This window comes from Sphaerimonospora sp. CA-214678 (genome assembly GCF_050942215.1).
GTDB lineage: Bacteria > Actinomycetota > Actinomycetes > Streptosporangiales > Streptosporangiaceae > Sphaerimonospora.
On the sequence record NZ_CP192056.1, the window covers coordinates 1,386,334 to 1,403,559 of the forward strand.

The window sequence follows — 17,226 nt, forward strand, 5'->3', positions numbered from 1 at the left end:
AGGACCGTCCATGAGCAACGCAGGCAGGCTCGACTCCGCGGTCGCCGTCGTGGGAGGCGGTCCGGTCGGCATGTTCGCCGCCCTGGCGCTGGCACGCCGCGGAGTGGATGTGACGCTCGTCGAGAAGGGCCCGGACGAAGTGCGGTCGGAATGGCGTGGATCGACCATCCACCCACCGACGATCGACATGATCGACGAGCTGGGACTCGCCGGACCGCTGCTCGAAGGGGCCGTACGAGTCCGTCACCTGACCTTCCGCGACCTGGAACTGGACATCACCGCCTCCTTCGACTATTCACTGCTGGACGGTCTCGCGTCACACCCGTACCGGTTGCAGTACGAGCAGTACAGACTGGTCCGTCGGCTGCGCGGCGCCCTCGCGGCGGAAAGCGGCGTCGAGGTGGCGTTTCACAGCACGGTCGTCGGACTACGCCAGGATCGTGACCGGGTCGAACTCGACGTGGACACGGCGGCGGGCCGCCGGGTCATCCGCAGCGCCTGGGTCGTCGGCGCGGACGGCGCGCACAGCGCGGTCCGGGAACATATCGGCGTCGGTTTCCCCGGGTTCACCTACGTTTTCAAGAGCCTCGTCGCGGCCACGCCGTTCCCCTTCGAGGATCACGTCCCCGACCTCGGCGCGGTCAGCTACTGGTCCGGCCCCAACGGCCGCTTCTCCCTGATCCGCACGCCGGAGACCTGGCGCACCGCGTTGTCGACCCGGACCCGATCGGAGGAGCGGGACGATGCTCGGATTCCGCAGCCGCATCCCGATTTCGTCCGGGATGTCGATCTGCTGCTCAGGGGAAAAGTGCCCGCCGCCGACATCGAACTCACCCAGCACCAGCTCTACCGCAGTCACCAGAAGGTCGCCGATTCCTTCCGGGTGGGCCGCGTCCTGCTGGCCGGAGACGCGGCGCATCTCACCAGCACCACCGGCGGCATGGGCCTCAACTCCGGCATCCACGACGCCCGGGCGCTGGCGGTCGCCCTGGCCTCTGGCGACCCGGACCGCGAAGCGAGTGCGTACGCCGAGCGGCGGCGCGACATTGCGATGCGGGTGGTGCAACCCGTGACGACCGCCAACCGGCAGGGTGCGGACGCGTTCGCTCTGGAGAAGCGCCGAGAACGACTGGAGCAGCTCGCTTCGCTGGCAGGATCACCGGACACGGCGAAGGATTATCTCGTCGGCGCGAGCATGATAGGGACGCAACATTAAGGGCGGGGCCGCTTTCGGCGTGCCCGGAGCCGCCGACCGGCGATAGCGCTACGGATTCAGGCGGTCGCCCTACGTATCCCGGCCATCCTCGCCATCCGGAAGCCGATCTCCCGGGCCCTCGCCGGCATGTCGCGGGCCCGGCGCGCGACCGCGATATCGACCATGCGGCTCTCCCGGTCGGTGCCTGCGCCGCGCCGGCGGCCGGGGCCTCGTCGTACGCACCGACGACGTCGCGGGCACGGCCGGGCGCGTACGGGGTGGCTCTTGGCACTGCTCTTCCGTATGTCCCCGCCCCTTTCGCACCGCGCCGTCGCGCCGTGACAGCGTACTCTATAGCGGAATGAGGTTCCGCCAGCGGGAACAATTCGATAGGGTGGGCGGCGACCTACCGAGGAATGGACACTGTGACTGAAGCTTTAGTGACGTCCGGGGTGACTGAGGTGACGTCTTCTCTCTCCCTGCTTGACCTCGTGCAGAGGGGAGTTCGTGTATTCGATCTGGGCCGGCCGTTCCAGAAAGGGATGCCGCAGTCCCCGAATCACCCGGTGTACACGCACACGCTGCCGAGGCGACATGGAGACATGGTCCGCGCGGACGGCGGTTCCGCGGCCAACGATCTGATCGTGCTCGGCACCCACGTGGGCACGCATATCGACGCGCTCGCGCACGTGTCGCAGGACGGAAAGCTGCACGGTGGGCTGGATGCCATGACGGAGCAGGTCGGCGGCCGGTTCATGAGCGGCGGAATCCATGAGGTCGCACCGATCGTCAGCCGGGGTGTGCTGTTGGACATCCCGGCCGCGTTGGGCGTCGAAGCCTGCGCCCCGGCGTACGAAGTCACCGTGGCCGACCTGGAGAAGGCGATCGAGGCGCAGAAGACGCCGGTGGGCGACGGTGACGTCGTGCTGATCCGCAGCGGGTGGGGCCGGCGGTGGCAGGACCGCGAGGCGTACATCGGCGCCAAGTCCGGGGTCCCCGGTGTCGGCGCCGCCGGCGCCGAGTGGTTGGCCGCCAGGAAGGTCCGCGCGGCCGGCGCCGACACGATCGCGTTCGAGCACCTGCCGGCGGGGGCAGGGCATGCGCAGTTGCCGGCGCACAGGATCCTGCTCGTCGAACATGGAATCAATATCATCGAGACGTTGAGTCTGGAGGAGCTGGCCGCCTCCGGTGTGCGCGAGTTCGTGTTCGTGCTGTCGCCGCTGAACCTCGTCGGCGCCACCGGGTCGCCCGTCCGCCCGCTTGCGGTGGTGCAGCGATGAGCGGCGACGACCGGCCGACGCTGGTCCAGCAGCTCGCGGAGTTTGCCGTCGCTGCGCGGAACAAGGTTCCACAGGACGTGACCGTCTCGGTACGGCAGCGGATCCTCGACGTGCTCGGACTGTGCGTGGCGGCCACCGAGCTCGACACCAGCAAGGCCGCACTCGCCTTCGTCGCCGACCAGGGTGGCAAGCCGCAGGCGCATGCCATCGGCGTCGGTCGCGTCAGCGCTGCTTGGGCGGCGTTCGGCAATGGCGTGCTGGCGCACAGTCTTGACTACGACGACACCCACCTGCCGTCGATTCTGCACCCCTCGGCCAGCGTGGTCCCGGCCGCGCTGGCGACGGCGGAGCGTACCGGCGCCCCCGGTGACGAGGTCATCGGTGCTGTCGCCGCGGGGCTGGAGATCTGCGTGCGCACCGGCATGGCCGGATACGACCGTGAGGCCAACAACTCGACGTTCTTCGAGCACGGTCAGCACGCGACGTCGATTTGCGGCGCGATCGGGAGTGCGGCCGCCGCGGCGCTGCTGCTGCCCGGCTCCGACGCCAAGACGGTGGCCGACGCCATGGGCATCGCGGTGTCGATGGCGAGCGGGGTGATCGAGGCCAACCGCACCGGCGGCACGGTGAAGCGGATGCACTGTGGCTGGGCGGCCCACTCCGGGGTCGTCGCGGCCGACCTCGCGCATCGCGGGATCACCGGCCCGCCGACCGCCCTGGAGGGCCGTTTCGGCTTCTATCAGGCCTGGCTGCACGGACACTTCGAGCCGGCCGAGATCTCCGACGGGCTCGGTGAGCACTGGGAAGTGCCACTCGTCTTCTTCAAGCCCTATCCGGCCAACCACTTCACCCACACCGCGGTCGACGCCGCGAGGGCGCTGCGGGAGAAGGGCATCCGCCCCGAGGACGTGGCGTCCGCCCACCTCGGCGTGGCCACCCCGACCGTGCGTACCATCGGCGAGCCTCTCGACATCAAACAGAAACCCGAGACCGGCTACCAGGCGCAGTTCAGCGGACCCTACGCCGTGGCGGCAGGCCTGTTCGGCGGTGGCGGCCTGGCCGTGGGGCTGGAGGACTACACCGACGCGCTCGCGCAGGACCCGGCACGCCGCGAGTTGATGGCGAAGGTCACGGTCGGTGGTGACTCCGAATGCGATGCCATCTACCCGTTCCAGTTCCCCGCGATCCTGACCGTGCGTACGACGGACGGCCGGGAGTTCGTCGAAAAGGTCCTCGCCAACCGGGGCGGGTCCGACCGGCCGCTGACGGACGCGGAGCTCGCCCGGAAGTTCCGGGACAACGCGGGACGGGTCCTGCCCCAATCCGCGATCTCTGCCGTCGAGGCGGCCACCTTGACCTTCGGCACGGCAGCGGGCAACACGGTGGCCGACGTGATGGACATGTTGAGGTTCACCGTCTGATCGCGCGACCGGAGATCACCTGACGGGAGCAAGAAGGGAGCAGCCGTGTCGATCGAGGAAGCGGAACTGGCACTGGACGAGCGATCGCAGCTTGACTTCGTCCTCGCCCTGCGTCAGCGATGGGCTGACACCGTCTACCCAGCGCTGCGGGAGGAGTACCTCCAGGCGCGCGGCGACGATGACGGCGAGTCACTGGCCGAGGCGACGGAGGTGATGCACACGCTGCCGCTGTACCCGTGGTTCTCGTGGCTGGAGCGCGCCCAGCAGAAGTTGCTGTGGCGGGCGGCAGGCGATGCCGCGCTTCGGCGTGAGGCGGCGCTGCGGGAGATGTTCGCCGATCCGCCGGCCGATCCGATCGGGGAGCTGGTGCTCGACCCCGATCTCGAGCTGCCCGGCTGGTACACCGGGGTGGACATCCACCTGCAGCCCGGCGGTGTCTGGGGCGACGACCTCTCGGCGTACGTCTATGAGCTGGGTGCGAAGATCGTCATGTTGCGGGACAACGACGACTACCGCTTCCATCGGCTGTTCGTCGAGACCGCGCTCCCCGACGAGGCCGAGCGAGTCGTCGATATCGGCTGCGGTTTCGGCAAGAGCACCCGCCCGCTGGTCGACCGTTACCCCGGCGCGGACGTCATCGGCGTGGACCTGTCCGCGCCCGTGCTGAAGCTCGCGCATCTCGAAGCCGAACGGCTCGGTAAGAAGATCCGCTTCATGCAGCGGGACGGATCGGACACGAATCTGGAGGGCGGCGGCACCGACCTCGTGACCGGCACGATGGTGCTGCACGAGTTGCCGAGCGAGATCATCGTCCGCACCATCGCCGAAGCCGCGCGGTTGCTACGTCCCGGCGGATCCATCCGGTTCCTGGAGTTCTGGCCGACCGGCGAGCCGTTCCGCGACGTCACCGTCTACGAGCACGCCGAGCGGAACAATGAGCCCTATTTCCGCGACCTGTTCGCGACCGACGTCCTCGCGGCGTGTGCCGACCACGGCTTGGCCGACGCACGGTGGGTGCCGTTCGACGAGCGCAGCAGGGGAGTGCTCCACGACGGTTACGAGCCACGCGACGAGTGGCACTTCCCGTGGGCCGTTCTCTGTGCCGAGAAGCCGAAATGAGTGTCGAAGACATGAGTGCTGATACCAACGCAGGAGGCGCGAAGGCGCCGGGGAGCTACTTCGCCGACCCGCAGGTGGAGCGGCTGCTGAACCTGGTCCTCCAGCTCACCTCGGAGCTCAACACCAGCCTCCACCGGCAGCGGGTGCTGGAGATGCTGCTGGTCTCGGGTGGTGTGCTGAAGGACGGCGAGATCGACGGTTTCGAGCCGGACGAGGAGCAGCAGAGGGATCTCGACCGGGTGCGCGACGACTTGCTGAGCCGCTGGCTCCGAGTGATGACGGAAAGCGGCACTCCGGCCGCGCCGCTGCGACCGGAGTGGTTCGCCGCACTCCGCGAACCCATGCCGTGACAGGTGACAGATGACCGGCGCGGAAAGCCTGAAGTACCTCCACATCCTGCTGTTCGTCGCCTGGCTGGGCATCGACGTCGGGGTCTTCAGCAGCAGCTTCATCGTTCGACGACGCGGATTGTCGGGGGATACCCGGATCGTGCTGCGTCAGCTCATGCGTGCGCTCGATCTGGCGCCGCGGCTGTCGCTCCTGCTGATGATCCCCGTGGGCGTGAGCCTGGCGCACGTGACCAGCAAGGGGGCCGTCGACGTCCACCCGGTGCTGCTGTGGCTGCTCGGGATCGCCATGCTCGCGTGGTGTGCCGCCTCCTTGTGGAACTTCGGCAAAGTCGACGCGCTCGGGCGGGTCGAGCGGCCGGAGCATCGGGCTCGGGTGCGGCTGATCGGCCGGGTGGACACCGGTTTGCGGCTCGTCGCCGCCGCGACGTTCCTCATCACCGGCGTGTGGTCGGTGGCCGGAGACGGCCCGTGGCGGGCGGACACGGTGGCGTGGAAGTCCACCATCTTCGGTCTGATCATCCTGGCGGGTCTCTGGATCCGCTATGGCGGCAAGGCGTTCGGGCCGGCGCTGCGTACGGTGGTCGCCGAGGGGGAGAGCGAGCAGCAGTTGCGGCTGATGGACGTGGCCATGTGGCGTATCTATCCAGCGGTGGTGGGCATCTGGGTAGCGCTGTTGATCATGGCGGCCATCGCGATCTTCGCCTGACTTTCAGCTCTTCGCCTGACTTTCAGCGCGACCGGATACAGAGGAGGCCGAGTGCGGAGCACGGTGTTCTCGCCGATCACCGGTGAGGTCCTGAGACAGGTCGACGCCATGGACGCGGCACAGGTGGACGAGGTCTACCACAGGGCGGAGGCCGCTTTCGAGGAGTGGCGCCGCGTCTCCGCCGACCAGAGGGGGCGGATGCTGCTGAGGGTCGCGGGCCTGCTGCGGGAGCGCGGTGACGAATTCGCCGAGCTCGAGACACTCAACACCGGCAAGCTGCTCAAGGACACCGTCCGTGAGGCGGGGCGGGCCGCCGACTGCTTCGAGTACTACGGCGGCTTCGCCGACAAGGTCACCGGGGACACCATCGAAGTGCCGGGCCCGTTCCACACCTACACCCGGCGCGAGCCGTACGGCGTGGTGCTGGGGATCATCCCGTGGAACGTGCCGTACGTGTTCGCCGCCAAGAAGATCGCGCCGGCGTTGGCGTTCGGCAACGTCAGCGTGCTGAAGCCGGCGGAGGAAACTCCGTTGACCGCGCTGCTGCTCGCCGAGGTGCTCGCCGAGGCCGGCCTGCCCGAGGGCGTCGCGCAGGTCGTCACCGGCGGCGCCGACACCGGGCGGGCGTTGGTCGGAGAGCCACGGGCCCGGCTCATCGTGTTCACCGGGTCGGATGCGACGGGCAAGGCGATCGCCCGCGCCGCCGCCGACAATCTCACGCCCACCGCCATGGAACTCGGTGGCAAGTCTCCTCAGATCGTGTTCGAGGATGCCGACCTGGACGCGGCTTTGGAGGCCGTGCTGCTCGGGGTCTTCGGCGCGACCGGTCAGATGTGCATCGCCGGCTCCCGCCTGCTGCTGCACGACAGTGTGTACGACGGGTTCCTCCACCGGCTCACTGAGCGGGTGAACGCGTTGCGCGTGGGCGACCCGCGCGAGGAGACCACGCACCTCGGTCCGCAGGTGACGGCCGCGCAGCGGGACAAGACGCTCGCGCTGATCGAGCAGGGGCGTGAGGAGGGTGCGCGTGTGGCCGCCGTCGCTTCGCTGCCCACGGACGATCGGCTGGCGGCCGGCTTCTACGTGCCGCCGACGGTGTTCACCGAGGTCTCGCCCGAGATGACCATCATGCGCAAAGAGGTCTTCGGACCGGTGCTGGCGGTCACCCGGTTCCGCGACGAGGCCGAGGCCCTGCGGCTCGCGCACGCCACCGACTTCGGATTGGCCGCGGGTGTCTGGACCCGTGACCTCGGCCGAGCGCACCGGATGGCGGCCGAACTGAGGGTGGGCACCGTCTGGCTCAACACCTATCGGGTCCTTTCCGATCGGGTCCCGTTCGGCGGCCAGCGTCTGTCGGGTTACGGCCGCGAGGGCGGGCCGGACGCGGTGCAGCTCTATACGCGGACCAAATCGGTCTGGGCGTCCACCGAGCCGGGGCTCCCGCCCGGGTACCGCATGTAGCAGGGCACGACGCGGCCGACCTCGGACGGCCGCGGCGTGCGCCGCGCGTCATGCGCTGCCGGGGCGAGCGAGGTTTCTCCTCGCTCGCCGATCGCCGGCCCGTCCTTCAGCACAGCGCGCCCGGCCCCGGTCGGTGACCTCGGCGGCGCTGGGCTCGTACTCGTCCGTTCCGAACACCGAAAGATCGCTGGAAGTCAGTGAGAAAACCTCAGCGGGTGACGAAACCCGATCTCGGTCCGATCAAGCTCGTGACGGTGGTCACATCCGATCTCGCCCACAGCGTGCGCGGTTACCGCGACTGCCTGGGCTACCAGGTCCAGGACGAGGGAACCGTGACGGCGGAGCTCGCGAGCGCGTGGCACGCGCCGCGCTGCGCGGGTGCCGCTTACGTCGTCGTGGGTCCGGCAAGCGGCATCGGGGGATCGGTGCGGCTGGTGGAGGGGCCGGTGCCGGCGGACTACCGCCCAGCGCGCACGTTCGGCTGGGCCGCGTTGGAGATCTGCGTGCCTGATGTCGACGCCCTCGCCCGGCGGCTCGAGGGCAGCGCGTTCCGGACGCTGATCCCACCTGCCCCGCTGGCGGGCCTGACGCGGCCGGCGCTGCGCGCCATGCAGTCGGCCGGTCCCTCCGGTGAGCTGGTCTACTTCACCGAGATCCTCGGCGACCTGCCGCCGTTCGACCTGCCACGGTGCTCCGGCGATATCGACGGGGTGTTCATCGCGGTGGTCGCCGCATCGCGGCTCGAGACGACCCGCGGGTGGTTCGAGCGGCGGTTCGCCGTCGAGCGGGCATCCGACAGGCATGTCGCCGTCCAGGTCATCAACCATGCCTTCGAGCTGCCGAGGGACACGCCGCACCGGATCAGCTCACTCAAGCTGCTCGGCCGGACGGCGATCGAACACGATCAGTATCCCGAGCAGGCCACCGTCCGGCCGACCGTCCCGGGCCATCTGCCGCCGGGGGTGGGCTCGGTCTCACTCGGCGTCGCATCGACGTACTCGATCGATCAGTCGGTGCTGATCGGGCCGGACGGGCTGCGGGTGGAACTGGTCCGCCGGTGACCGGCGCCGGCGGCCGCGTGGTCGAACGTCCGGGCGAGGACGTGTGCGGGCCTCCGAAGCGATTCGCGACGAGACTGCTGACGCCACGGCCGCCAGGTGCTACTCTGCCCGCATAATTGGAACGCTGTTCCTTCCCATGGAATGGTACGGAATGGTACGGAATGGTGTCGCAGACACTGCTGCGGACACGAGGAGATGCGATGGCGGGCACCCTGGAGGAACCCCGGCGGCCGGTGGCGAGCGGTCTGGACGATGCGAGCTACATCGACTTCACGGTGGGCTTTCGTAAATTCGGCCTGACTGATCTGAATTCCCGGATGTTCCAGACGGGCGGGCGGCTCATCGGCGAGCAGAAGATCAGCAGCATGCCGCGGTTGCGCGCCCTGCTGGAGACACACCCGGTGGTCACCTTGCGCAACCGCCTGCTCCGTTCCCAGCAGGAGATGACCTGGCGGCGCATCACGGCGACGCTGGAGGAGCGCCGGGACGAGCTGCTGAAGGCGCTCGACGACAGCGACGGCCGGGGCCCGGGCAGCGTCCACTACGACCCGGACTTCGCGTACCCGGAGTACTACACCTCGACCGACATCCACCTGCAGCCCGGCAACTACGAGGGCCACCCCCTGGCCGGGTACATCTACCACTACGGCACGAACGTCTTCTACGCCGGCCGCAACGACGACAACGAGATCAAGCAGGCGGCCATCGACAAGGTGCCGGTGCCCGCTGACGGGCGGATCGGCGCCATCCTCGACCTGGCCTGCTCCGTCGGCCAGAGCACGACGGCGTTCAAGAATCGTTTCCCGGACGCGCGGGTGGTGGGAGTCGACATCGCGGCCCCGATGGTGCGGTACGCGCACATGCGGGCGGCCGGCCTCGGCGCCGACGTGGAGTTCCGGCAGGAGTCGGCGGACCGGCTGTCGTTCCCGGACGGCACCTTCGACCTGGTCTACGTGAACATCCTCTTCCACGAGATTCCCAGGGACGTGGCCAAGGGCGTCATCCGTGAGGCGCACCGGGTGCTTCGGCCAGGCGGCGGCTTCGTCATCGTCGACTTCCGCAGCCGCCCGCCGCTGGGCCCGCTGGGCATGCACGACTACCACCGGGAGATCGACACCAAGTACAACGGCGAGCCGTTCGCCACGCCGTTCGTCTACGGCGACTTCGAGTCGCTCCTGAGGGAAGTGTTCGACGAGGTCGAGCCCGACCACGACCCCGACCCGACCGGCGTGCGCGCGATGCGGGTGTGCGTCAAGTGACAGATGGGATCAGTGCAATGACGGCAGCTCATCCGGAGCAGGACCTGGCGGACCCCACGCCGGTGCCGCCCGAGGTCCCGGTCTTCTCCAAGGACCCGGTGCTGGACGCGGTCGCGCACGTCACGTTCGAACTGGCCGCGGAGTTGTGGTCCGTGAAGACCCGGATGCACCTGCTGGAGCAGGTGATAGAGAAGGACGGCCGGACGGTGGCCGAGGTCCTGGAGGAGGAGTACGCGGCGAACCCGCGTTCCATCCGCCGGGACGAAGAGCGGGATGCCTTCGTCCGGCGCGTCTTCGGTGAGTTCGTCAGGATGGCCGACCGCGGCGGCGTGGTCTGACCGGCCGCCGCGGCCGGAGCCTCGGCGGCCGGGTCAGCCGCCGAGGGTCCAGCCGTCCGGCAGCACGGGGTCGGCGTGTATTCCGGCCGCTTCGGCGACCCGGGCCTGCATCGCCGCGGCATGCTCCATCACGGCCTGCTCGTCGAGGTGCACCAGTCGACGGTCGCGCATGAGCCACGTCCCCGCGGACATGACATCGCGCACCGAGTCGGGTGCACCACCGTAGACGAGCAGCGACAGTCCGCTCAGCGGCGGCCACAGGTGGGCACGCTTCATGTCGATGATCTGCAGATCGGCGGACTTGCCGGTCTCCAGGGAACCGATCCTGTCATCGAGGCCGAGCGCCGCGGCGCCGTCGATCGTGGCCCACCTGAGCGCCTCGCCGTGGTCGCCCACGCTCGCGTCCTGCGCGAGCTGCTTCTGGGACAGCAGGGACATCTTGATGGTCTCGAAGAAGTTGTGCGTGTGGTTGGGGTAGTCGAGGCCCAGGCCCATCCGGATGCCCGCTTCGCGCATCCGCATCAGCGGCAGGTGCCCGACGCCGATCAGCATGTTGCTCACCGAGCAGTAGGCGCCCGCGGCCCCCCGGTCGGCGTAGATCTGGATCTCCCGGTCGGTCAGGTAGATCGGGTGGGCGCCCAGGAAGCCCTCGCCGAGCACGCCCAGCCGGTCCAGGTGCTCGATGGCGGTGTGGCCGTACTCCTGCAGTGCCCACGCCGCGAACTCCGACGAGTACGTCAGGTGCATGGCCATGCGGCCGTCACCCGCCTGGGCCAGCCGCGTGATCAGCTCGTCGGTGCCGCGAGGAAGCGACATCACCTCGGGGATCACGGTGACCCTGCCGCTCGACCAGCGCGAGCGCAACCGTTCGAACTCCGTGATCGCCTCGTCGACGTCGAAGTGGTGCTCGGAGGGGACCATCTCCGTCCGGTTGACGAAGGCCGGCGAGTACACGACCCGGAGGCCGGATTCGTTCGCGGCGCGGAGTGAGCCGTCGTTCTTGCCCATGCCCTTCCACGGCGACTGTGAGTCGGTGGTGGTGGTGACCCCGGAACGGGTCAGCTCGACGTAGCCGAGCATCGCGCCGGCGTAGCACTCCTCCTCGCCCTGGGCCCGGTGCAGCCGCATGCTGGGGGTCTCGGTGCTCGTCCGGACCCGGAGCGGGCGGTCCGGCGCCACCCCGCGCAGCAACGTCGCGGCGAGGTGGTGGTGCGTGTTGACGAAACCGGGCAAAATTGCACATCCAGCACCATCTATGATCATGTCGTCGGAGCTGGCGGGCGCCGCCTCCGGCCCCACCGCGGAGATCACACCGTTCTCCACGACGACATGACCGTGCGCGTACACGGTGTGGTGCGGGTCCATCGTCACGACCAGACCATTGTTGATCACTATGCGCGGCATGAAGAACGCTCCCATCACCTTCAGGTCTCGGCGTATCGAAAATGTTGGCTACGGAGGGTCGAAGACTGTTACGCTGCACGCCAAGCTTACAGTGGTACGCCGTTCCGGGTAGCGAAACACCTGGGAACCCATAAGGATTAGCCGAGGGAGCTAATTGATGCGTTCCAGATTGAGATTGGGCACCGCAGGACTCCTCGCAGGCGTCCTCCTCGTCACCGGCTGCGGCTCATCGAGCGACACGCCCGAAGGTGAGAGCCCGCCGTCGAGCGCCGCGGAGGCCGGCGGCACCATCCGGGTCGGCGTCAACTCGCTGCCGCCGGGCAAGGGTGACCCCTACAAGGGGATCGGCTCGCCCGAGGTCTACACGCATGCCGCCATGTTCGACGCGTTGACCCTGGTGGATCAGCACGGCAAGGTGCAACCGGCGCTCGCGACCGAGTGGTCGCAGCCATCGGCGGACACATGGCAGTTCAAGCTGCGTGACGGGGTCACCTTCTCCAACGGTGAGAAGTTCGACGCCGACGTGGTGGTCGCGACCTATGACTACCTCCTCAAGGACCCCGAGGGTTCGGCGAGCGTCGTCGCGGCGGACGTCAACACGGTCTCCGACGTCAAGGCCGTCGACCCGCTGACGGTGGAGTTCACCACCGCGGCGCCGGATGCGATGCTTCCGGCGCGGGTCGGCGAGGTGTACATCCCGGCTCCGAAGCACTTCAAGGACCTGGGCATGAAGGAGTTCGCCAACGATCCGGTCGGCACCGGGCCGTTCAAGGTCGATTCCTGGGATTCCAACATCATCAAACTCAGCGCTTTCGAAGGCTCGTGGCGGGCGCCGAAGGCATCGAAGATGGAGATCCACGCGCTGCCCGACCCGGCCGGGCGGTTCCAGGCGTTGCAGTCGGACCAGATCGACCTCGCCATCCAGCTCTCGCCGGACCAGAGCAAGCAGCTCGACGAGACGCGGGCCAAGGCCGACGTCGTCGCCGGCGCGCAGGTCATGTCACTGGCCTTCATCACCGAGTTGGGTGACTCCCCGCTGAAGAAGAAGGAGGTCCGCCAGGCGCTCAACTACGCCGTCGACAAGGAGTCCATGGCGAAGGACCTGTTGCTCGGCGTGGGCAAGCCCAGCGGCTCCGGCGTCACCGACGGTGCGGTCGGCTACAACCCCGATGTCCAGCCCTACCCGTACGACCCGGCCAAGGCGAAGCAGATGCTCGCGGACGCCGGCTACCCGAACGGGTTCAGCCTCAAGGCCGACGTGACCGTGGGATCGTTCCCGGCGGATGCGCAGATCTACCAGTTGATGCAGCAGAATCTCGCTGACATCGGCGTCGAGATCGAGCTGCGGCAGATCACCTTCGCCGAGTGGCTGGAGCACTACCTGAAGAACACCTGGACTTCCCAGGCGTTCGGACTGTCCTGGAACACGCTGCCGCGCCTCGACGCCCTGCGTCCGATGGAGCTGTTCTCCTGCGTGAAGAAGCCCGCCTTCTTCTGTGAGCAGTCCGTCGCCGATGTCCTCGGCAAGGCCGCCAAGACCGGCGAGATGGAGGAGCGCAACAAGCTGCTGTCCCAGGCACAGCAGATGCAGCACGACGACCCGCCCGCGCTCTACCTCGTGCAGCAGATCGACATCAACGGTGTTTCGAGCAAGCTGCAGGGCTTCGAGAACATCAACCGCACCTTCCCGTACCACCTCATGTCGGTGTCTTGAGGAAACGACGGAACGCCCTGAAAACACGGAATAATGACCGAACTCGCTGCTGCACTGCCTGATGCGTCGGGTGCGGCCGTGCTGAGCCGCCGGATGAGAGCCCTGGCCCGGGTCCTCATCCGGCGGGTCGTGCAGCTACTCGTCCTGCTCTTCTCGATCTCCACGCTGCTGTTCTTCCTGCTACGGCTGTCCGGGGACCCGGCGCTGATCCTCGCCGGAGAGAACGCGGACGCGGAATTCATCGCGCACGTCGAGCGCCAGTACGGGCTCGACCAGCCGCTGATCGTGCAATATGCCCACGCCATCGGGCATGTGTTCCAGCTCGATTTCGGCAGTTCTGTGCACTCCGCGGAAAATGCGCTGGGGCTCGTCCTCGATCGCATGCCGGCGACGGTGCAACTGGCCGCGTTCGGCATCCTCATCAACCTGCTCGTCGCGGTACCGATCGGCGCCTGGCTGGGCTCGCGTCCGCGCCCGGTGCCCCGTGCCGCGGTCACCGGCCTGCTCGTCATCGGACAGGGCGTGCCCGGATACGTCGTGGGTCTGCTGCTCATCCAGGTGTTCGCGGTGAAGTTCCGCCTGTTGCCGAGCATCGGCAACGCCGCCTCGATGAGCTGGCTGCTTCCGTCGGTGACCTTGGCCGCCTTCCTCGTTCCACGGCTGACCCGGGTGCTCGCGACGAACGTCAGCACGGCGATGAGCGAGGACTACGTCCGTACCGCCCGGGCCTGCGGAGCCTCCAAGCTCACCGTGGTCGTACGGCACGCGCTGCCGAACGCACTGCTCGGCGCGACCGCGTTGGTCGGCGGACAGTTCGCCTTCCTGCTGTCGGGTGCGCTGATCACCGAGGTCATCTTCGCGTGGCCCGGCGTCGGTCGCCTGCTCATCGACTCCGTGCTGAGGCTGGATTTCCCGGTCGTTCAGGCCACGGTCTTCGTCGTCGCCTTTCTGGTCTTCCTGGTGAATGCCTTCACCGATGTCTTCTTCTCGGTCCTTGATCCACGGTTGAGGCGGCAACGGACATGACGGACACTGCGGTCGTACCACCTCGTGGACTGTTCCGGAGGCGCGCTGTCGGGCGCCCCGTGCCGTTCGCCCTGCTGCTGGGCGTCGGTCTCGTCGTCGTCGTCATCGGCGGCGCGCTGCTGCTCATGGCCTTCGGCTACCTCGACCCGGACCGGACGGCGCCGGCGGATCGGTTGAAGGGCCTCGGTTCGGCCGGGCACGCCCTCGGCACCGACCAACTCGGCCGCGACATGCTCGCCCGTGCCGTCGCCGGGCTGCGGTGGTCGGTGACCGTCGGCATCGTCTCGGCGTGTCTGGTCTCCGGAATCGGCACGCTCGTCGGCGTCTGGGCCGCCGCGGCGCAGGGGGTGGTACGCGTGGTGCTGACCCGGTTGATCGACATGAGCTTGTCGTTCCCGTCGCTGGTGCTCGCCGTGACCATCATGGCGATCGTCGGACGGGGTTTCTGGTCGCTGTCGCTCACGCTCGGCCTCGTCAGCTGGCCCATCTTCGCCAGAGTCGTCTACGCCGAGGCCCTCGGTCTGATGAAACGGGACTACATCCTCGCCGCCCGCCTTTTCGGCGTCTCGCGGATTCGCACCATCGTGACCCACATCCTGCCGGGCATCCGTAACACGTTGCTCGTCATGTGGGCCTTCATGTTCGCCGACCTCCTGATCGCCGAGAGCGGTCTGTCCTTCCTCGGACTGGGTGTGCCGCTGGGCACTCCGTCGCTCGGCAGCATGCTCGCCGACAGCCGCGAGTACCTCGCGCAGGCGCCGCACATGGTGCTCGTGCCGGGAGTGACCATCGTCGTCTTGGTGGTGGCGGCCAACCTCATCGGGGACGCGCTCAGCGGGCGGTCCTCCGACGCATCGGCGGTGACGAACAGATGAGCGCTGTGAACGAAGTCGTCCTCGACGTGGACGGCCTCCGGGTGCACACGACGGATGGCTCCGGCCTTCCGGTGCCGATCATCGAGGATGTGTCGTTCTCGCTGGCCCGGGGAGAGGTGCTGGGAATCGTCGGCGAGTCCGGGTCAGGGAAATCGATGACGGCGCTGAGCGTCATGCGACTGATCCCGGGGTCGCTGAGTCAGACCGGCTCGATCCGACTGCAGGGCCGGGACGTGATGACGCTGCCCGAGCGCGAGTTGCAGCGCATGCGCGGCACCAAGGTGTCGATGGTCTTCCAAGATCCGATGACCGGGCTCAACCCGGTGCGCACCGTCGGCTCGCTGCTCGTGGAGGCACTGCGCCGGCACCGCGACGTGAGCCGCCGGGAGGCGCGGAAGCTGGCCATCGAGGCGCTGCGAGCCGTGGGCATCCCGTCGCCGGAACTGCGGATCAACGCCTACCCGCACCAGCTCTCCGGCGGGCTGCGGCAACGCGTGATGATCGCCATGGCGCTGCTGCACGATCCGGCGGTGATCATCGCCGACGAGCCGACCACCGCGCTGGACGCCACCATCCAGGCTCAGATCATCGACCTGATGCGCAGCCGCGTGACCAGCGCCGGCCTCATCCTCATCACCCACGATCTCGGAGTCGCGGGACAGATCTGCGACCGGATCATCGTGATGTACGCCGGTCACATAGTCGAGGAGGGCACGGCGCTGGATCTGCTGGCTCGGCCTCGGCACCCGTACACCGCCGGGCTGCTGGCGGCGGCACCCCGCTTCGATCGTGAGCGCAAACCCCTGATCCCGATCACCGGATCGCCGCCGACACCGCATGACCGACCCGAAGGCTGTCCCTTCGCCCCGCGTTGCTCCCGCACCATCGACCCGTGCCGCGACCAGCGGCCCGAACTCGTGCCGGGTGACCTGTCCACCGCTGCCTGCTGGAATCCCCTGAACTCATGACCACCATGCCCAGCGCACAAGGCGCCTCCTCGACGGAGACCTCCGGCCGGCCGGTGAAACCTTCGGTGCTGAGCGCCGAGGACCTCCGCGTGGAATTCGCCGTCGGACACCGCAGACTCGTCGCGGTCGACGGCGTTTCCCTAGGGGTGTCCGCCGGCGAGACACTCGCCCTCGTCGGCGAATCCGGCTCCGGGAAATCCACCATAGCCCTGACCCTGATGCGGGCCCACGAGCCGGACAGCGGACGGATCGTCTTCGAGGGCACCGACATCACGCACTTGCCCGAGCGCCGGCTGAAGCCGATCCGGCGCCGCCTCCAGATGGTCATCCAAGACCCGTACGCGAGCCTGGATCCGCGGATGACCATCGGCCGCGTCGTGGCGGAACCGCTCGTCGCGCACCGCTGGGGTGACCGCCGTCAGATCACCGACCGGGTCGTGGAACTGCTCGAGTTGGTCGGTTTGAACGCCAACGCGATGAACCGCTACCCGTCGCAGTTCTCCGGTGGGCAACGTCAGCGCATCTCCATCGCCCGCGCCCTCGCCCTCGAACCCTCCATGATCATCGCGGATGAGCCGGTCTCCGCCCTCGACATGTCCATCCAGGCACAGATCATCAATCTCCTGGACACGCTGCAGCAGGAGCGGGACCTGGCCTACCTCGTCATCGCCCATGATCTGGCCTTGGTCCACCAGATCTCCGACCGGGTCGCCGTGCTCTACCTCGGTCGAGTGGTCGAGGAGGGCCCCACGGACCAGGTCGTCTGGTCACCCCAGCATCCCTACACGGCGGCGCTGCTGTCGGCGACCCCCACCGCGGACAATCCGACCCGGGAGCGGATCGTCCTCGCCGGAGACCCGCCTTCCGCCATCGACCGCCCGTCCGGCTGTCATTTCCACCCGCGCTGTCCGATCGCGCGCACCCGCTGCGCGCTCGAGACCCCGCCCCTCGTCGAGATTCGGGCCGGTGTACGAGCCGCGTGCTTCTACCCCGGAGAACTTCAGCCCGAGATCGACGCGTCTGCCGCATCCCCGCCCGAGAAGGAGTGA

General features: G+C 68.3%; 16 protein-coding genes. 15 read left to right on the forward strand and 1 reads right to left on the reverse strand.

Annotation, left to right across the window (positions count from 1 at the left end):
* Positions 1–10 precede the first annotated feature (10 nt).
* The 10 genes from ACQP1K_RS06470 to ACQP1K_RS06515 all read left to right on the forward strand — a co-directional run bounded on the left by ACQP1K_RS06470 (position 11) and on the right by ACQP1K_RS06515 (position 10,190).
* Positions 11–1,216, forward strand: a complete 1,206-nt coding sequence (locus ACQP1K_RS06470; RefSeq protein ID WP_433499954.1) for an FAD-dependent oxidoreductase — start codon at positions 11–13, stop codon at positions 1,214–1,216.
* 395 nt (positions 1,217–1,611) lie between these two features.
* Entirely contained in the window at positions 1,612–2,475 is an 864-nt protein-coding gene (locus ACQP1K_RS06475; protein ID WP_433499955.1) for a cyclase family protein, read from the forward strand.
* On the forward strand, positions 2,472–3,896 hold the full coding sequence (locus ACQP1K_RS06480) for an MmgE/PrpD family protein (protein ID WP_433499956.1): 1,425 nt from the start codon (positions 2,472–2,474) through the stop codon (positions 3,894–3,896). The genes ACQP1K_RS06475 and ACQP1K_RS06480 overlap by 4 nt, the downstream gene beginning before the upstream one ends.
* A 45-nt stretch (positions 3,897–3,941) precedes the next feature.
* The gene (locus ACQP1K_RS06485) at positions 3,942–5,015 is read left to right on the forward strand and encodes a class I SAM-dependent methyltransferase (RefSeq protein WP_433499957.1); all 1,074 of its coding nucleotides are present in this window, start codon (positions 3,942–3,944) and stop codon (positions 5,013–5,015) included.
* An 11-nt stretch (positions 5,016–5,026) separates the two neighbouring features.
* Positions 5,027–5,365 (forward strand): hypothetical protein, encoded by a 339-nt coding sequence (locus ACQP1K_RS06490; RefSeq protein ID WP_433499958.1) that lies wholly within the window; start codon positions 5,027–5,029, stop codon positions 5,363–5,365.
* A gap of 10 nt (positions 5,366–5,375) precedes the next feature.
* On the forward strand, positions 5,376–6,071 hold the full coding sequence (locus ACQP1K_RS06495) for a hypothetical protein (protein WP_433499959.1): 696 nt from the start codon (positions 5,376–5,378) through the stop codon (positions 6,069–6,071).
* Positions 6,072–6,122: 51 nt separating this feature from the next.
* Complete coding sequence (locus ACQP1K_RS06500) at positions 6,123–7,532, forward strand: aldehyde dehydrogenase family protein (protein WP_433499960.1); 1,410 nt, start codon at positions 6,123–6,125, stop codon at positions 7,530–7,532.
* Between the two features lie 215 nt (positions 7,533–7,747).
* Positions 7,748–8,593 carry a hypothetical protein gene (locus ACQP1K_RS06505; protein ID WP_433499961.1) on the forward strand — a complete coding sequence of 282 codons (846 nt, stop codon included), beginning with the start codon at positions 7,748–7,750 and terminating at the stop codon, positions 8,591–8,593.
* 200 nt (positions 8,594–8,793) lie between these two features.
* Positions 8,794–9,852, forward strand: coding sequence for a class I SAM-dependent methyltransferase (locus tag ACQP1K_RS06510; RefSeq protein ID WP_433499962.1), 1,059 nt, complete (start codon positions 8,794–8,796; stop codon positions 9,850–9,852).
* 17 nt (positions 9,853–9,869) lie between these two features.
* A complete protein-coding gene (locus tag ACQP1K_RS06515; RefSeq protein ID WP_433499963.1) occupies positions 9,870–10,190 on the forward strand; it encodes a hypothetical protein in 321 nt (106 codons plus the stop codon).
* 33 nt (positions 10,191–10,223) lie between these two features.
* Here the strand turns inward: ACQP1K_RS06515 and ACQP1K_RS06520 are convergent, their stop codons facing one another.
* On the reverse strand, positions 10,224–11,594 hold the full coding sequence (locus ACQP1K_RS06520; protein ID WP_433499964.1) for an amidohydrolase family protein: 1,371 nt from the start codon (positions 11,592–11,594) through the stop codon (positions 10,224–10,226).
* A 157-nt stretch (positions 11,595–11,751) separates the two neighbouring features.
* Here ACQP1K_RS06520 and ACQP1K_RS06525 point away from each other — a divergent pair, with 157 nt between their 5' ends.
* Genes ACQP1K_RS06525 through ACQP1K_RS06545 form a run of 5 tightly spaced genes read left to right on the forward strand, consistent with a single transcriptional unit; the run spans position 11,752 to position 17,226 of the window.
* A complete protein-coding gene (locus tag ACQP1K_RS06525; protein WP_433499965.1) occupies positions 11,752–13,308 on the forward strand; it encodes an ABC transporter substrate-binding protein in 1,557 nt (518 codons plus the stop codon).
* 33 nt (positions 13,309–13,341) lie between these two features.
* Positions 13,342–14,334 carry an ABC transporter permease gene (locus ACQP1K_RS06530; RefSeq protein ID WP_433499966.1) on the forward strand — a complete coding sequence of 331 codons (993 nt, stop codon included), beginning with the start codon at positions 13,342–13,344 and terminating at the stop codon, positions 14,332–14,334.
* On the forward strand, positions 14,331–15,209 hold the full coding sequence (locus ACQP1K_RS06535) for an ABC transporter permease (RefSeq protein WP_433499967.1): 879 nt from the start codon (positions 14,331–14,333) through the stop codon (positions 15,207–15,209). Before ACQP1K_RS06530 ends, ACQP1K_RS06535 begins: the two co-directional genes overlap by 4 nt.
* Positions 15,206–16,177, forward strand: coding sequence for an ABC transporter ATP-binding protein (locus ACQP1K_RS06540; protein WP_433499968.1), 972 nt, complete (start codon positions 15,206–15,208; stop codon positions 16,175–16,177). The genes ACQP1K_RS06535 and ACQP1K_RS06540 overlap by 4 nt, the downstream gene beginning before the upstream one ends.
* On the forward strand, positions 16,174–17,226 hold the full coding sequence (locus ACQP1K_RS06545; protein ID WP_433499969.1) for an ABC transporter ATP-binding protein: 1,053 nt from the start codon (positions 16,174–16,176) through the stop codon (positions 17,224–17,226). Before ACQP1K_RS06540 ends, ACQP1K_RS06545 begins: the two co-directional genes overlap by 4 nt.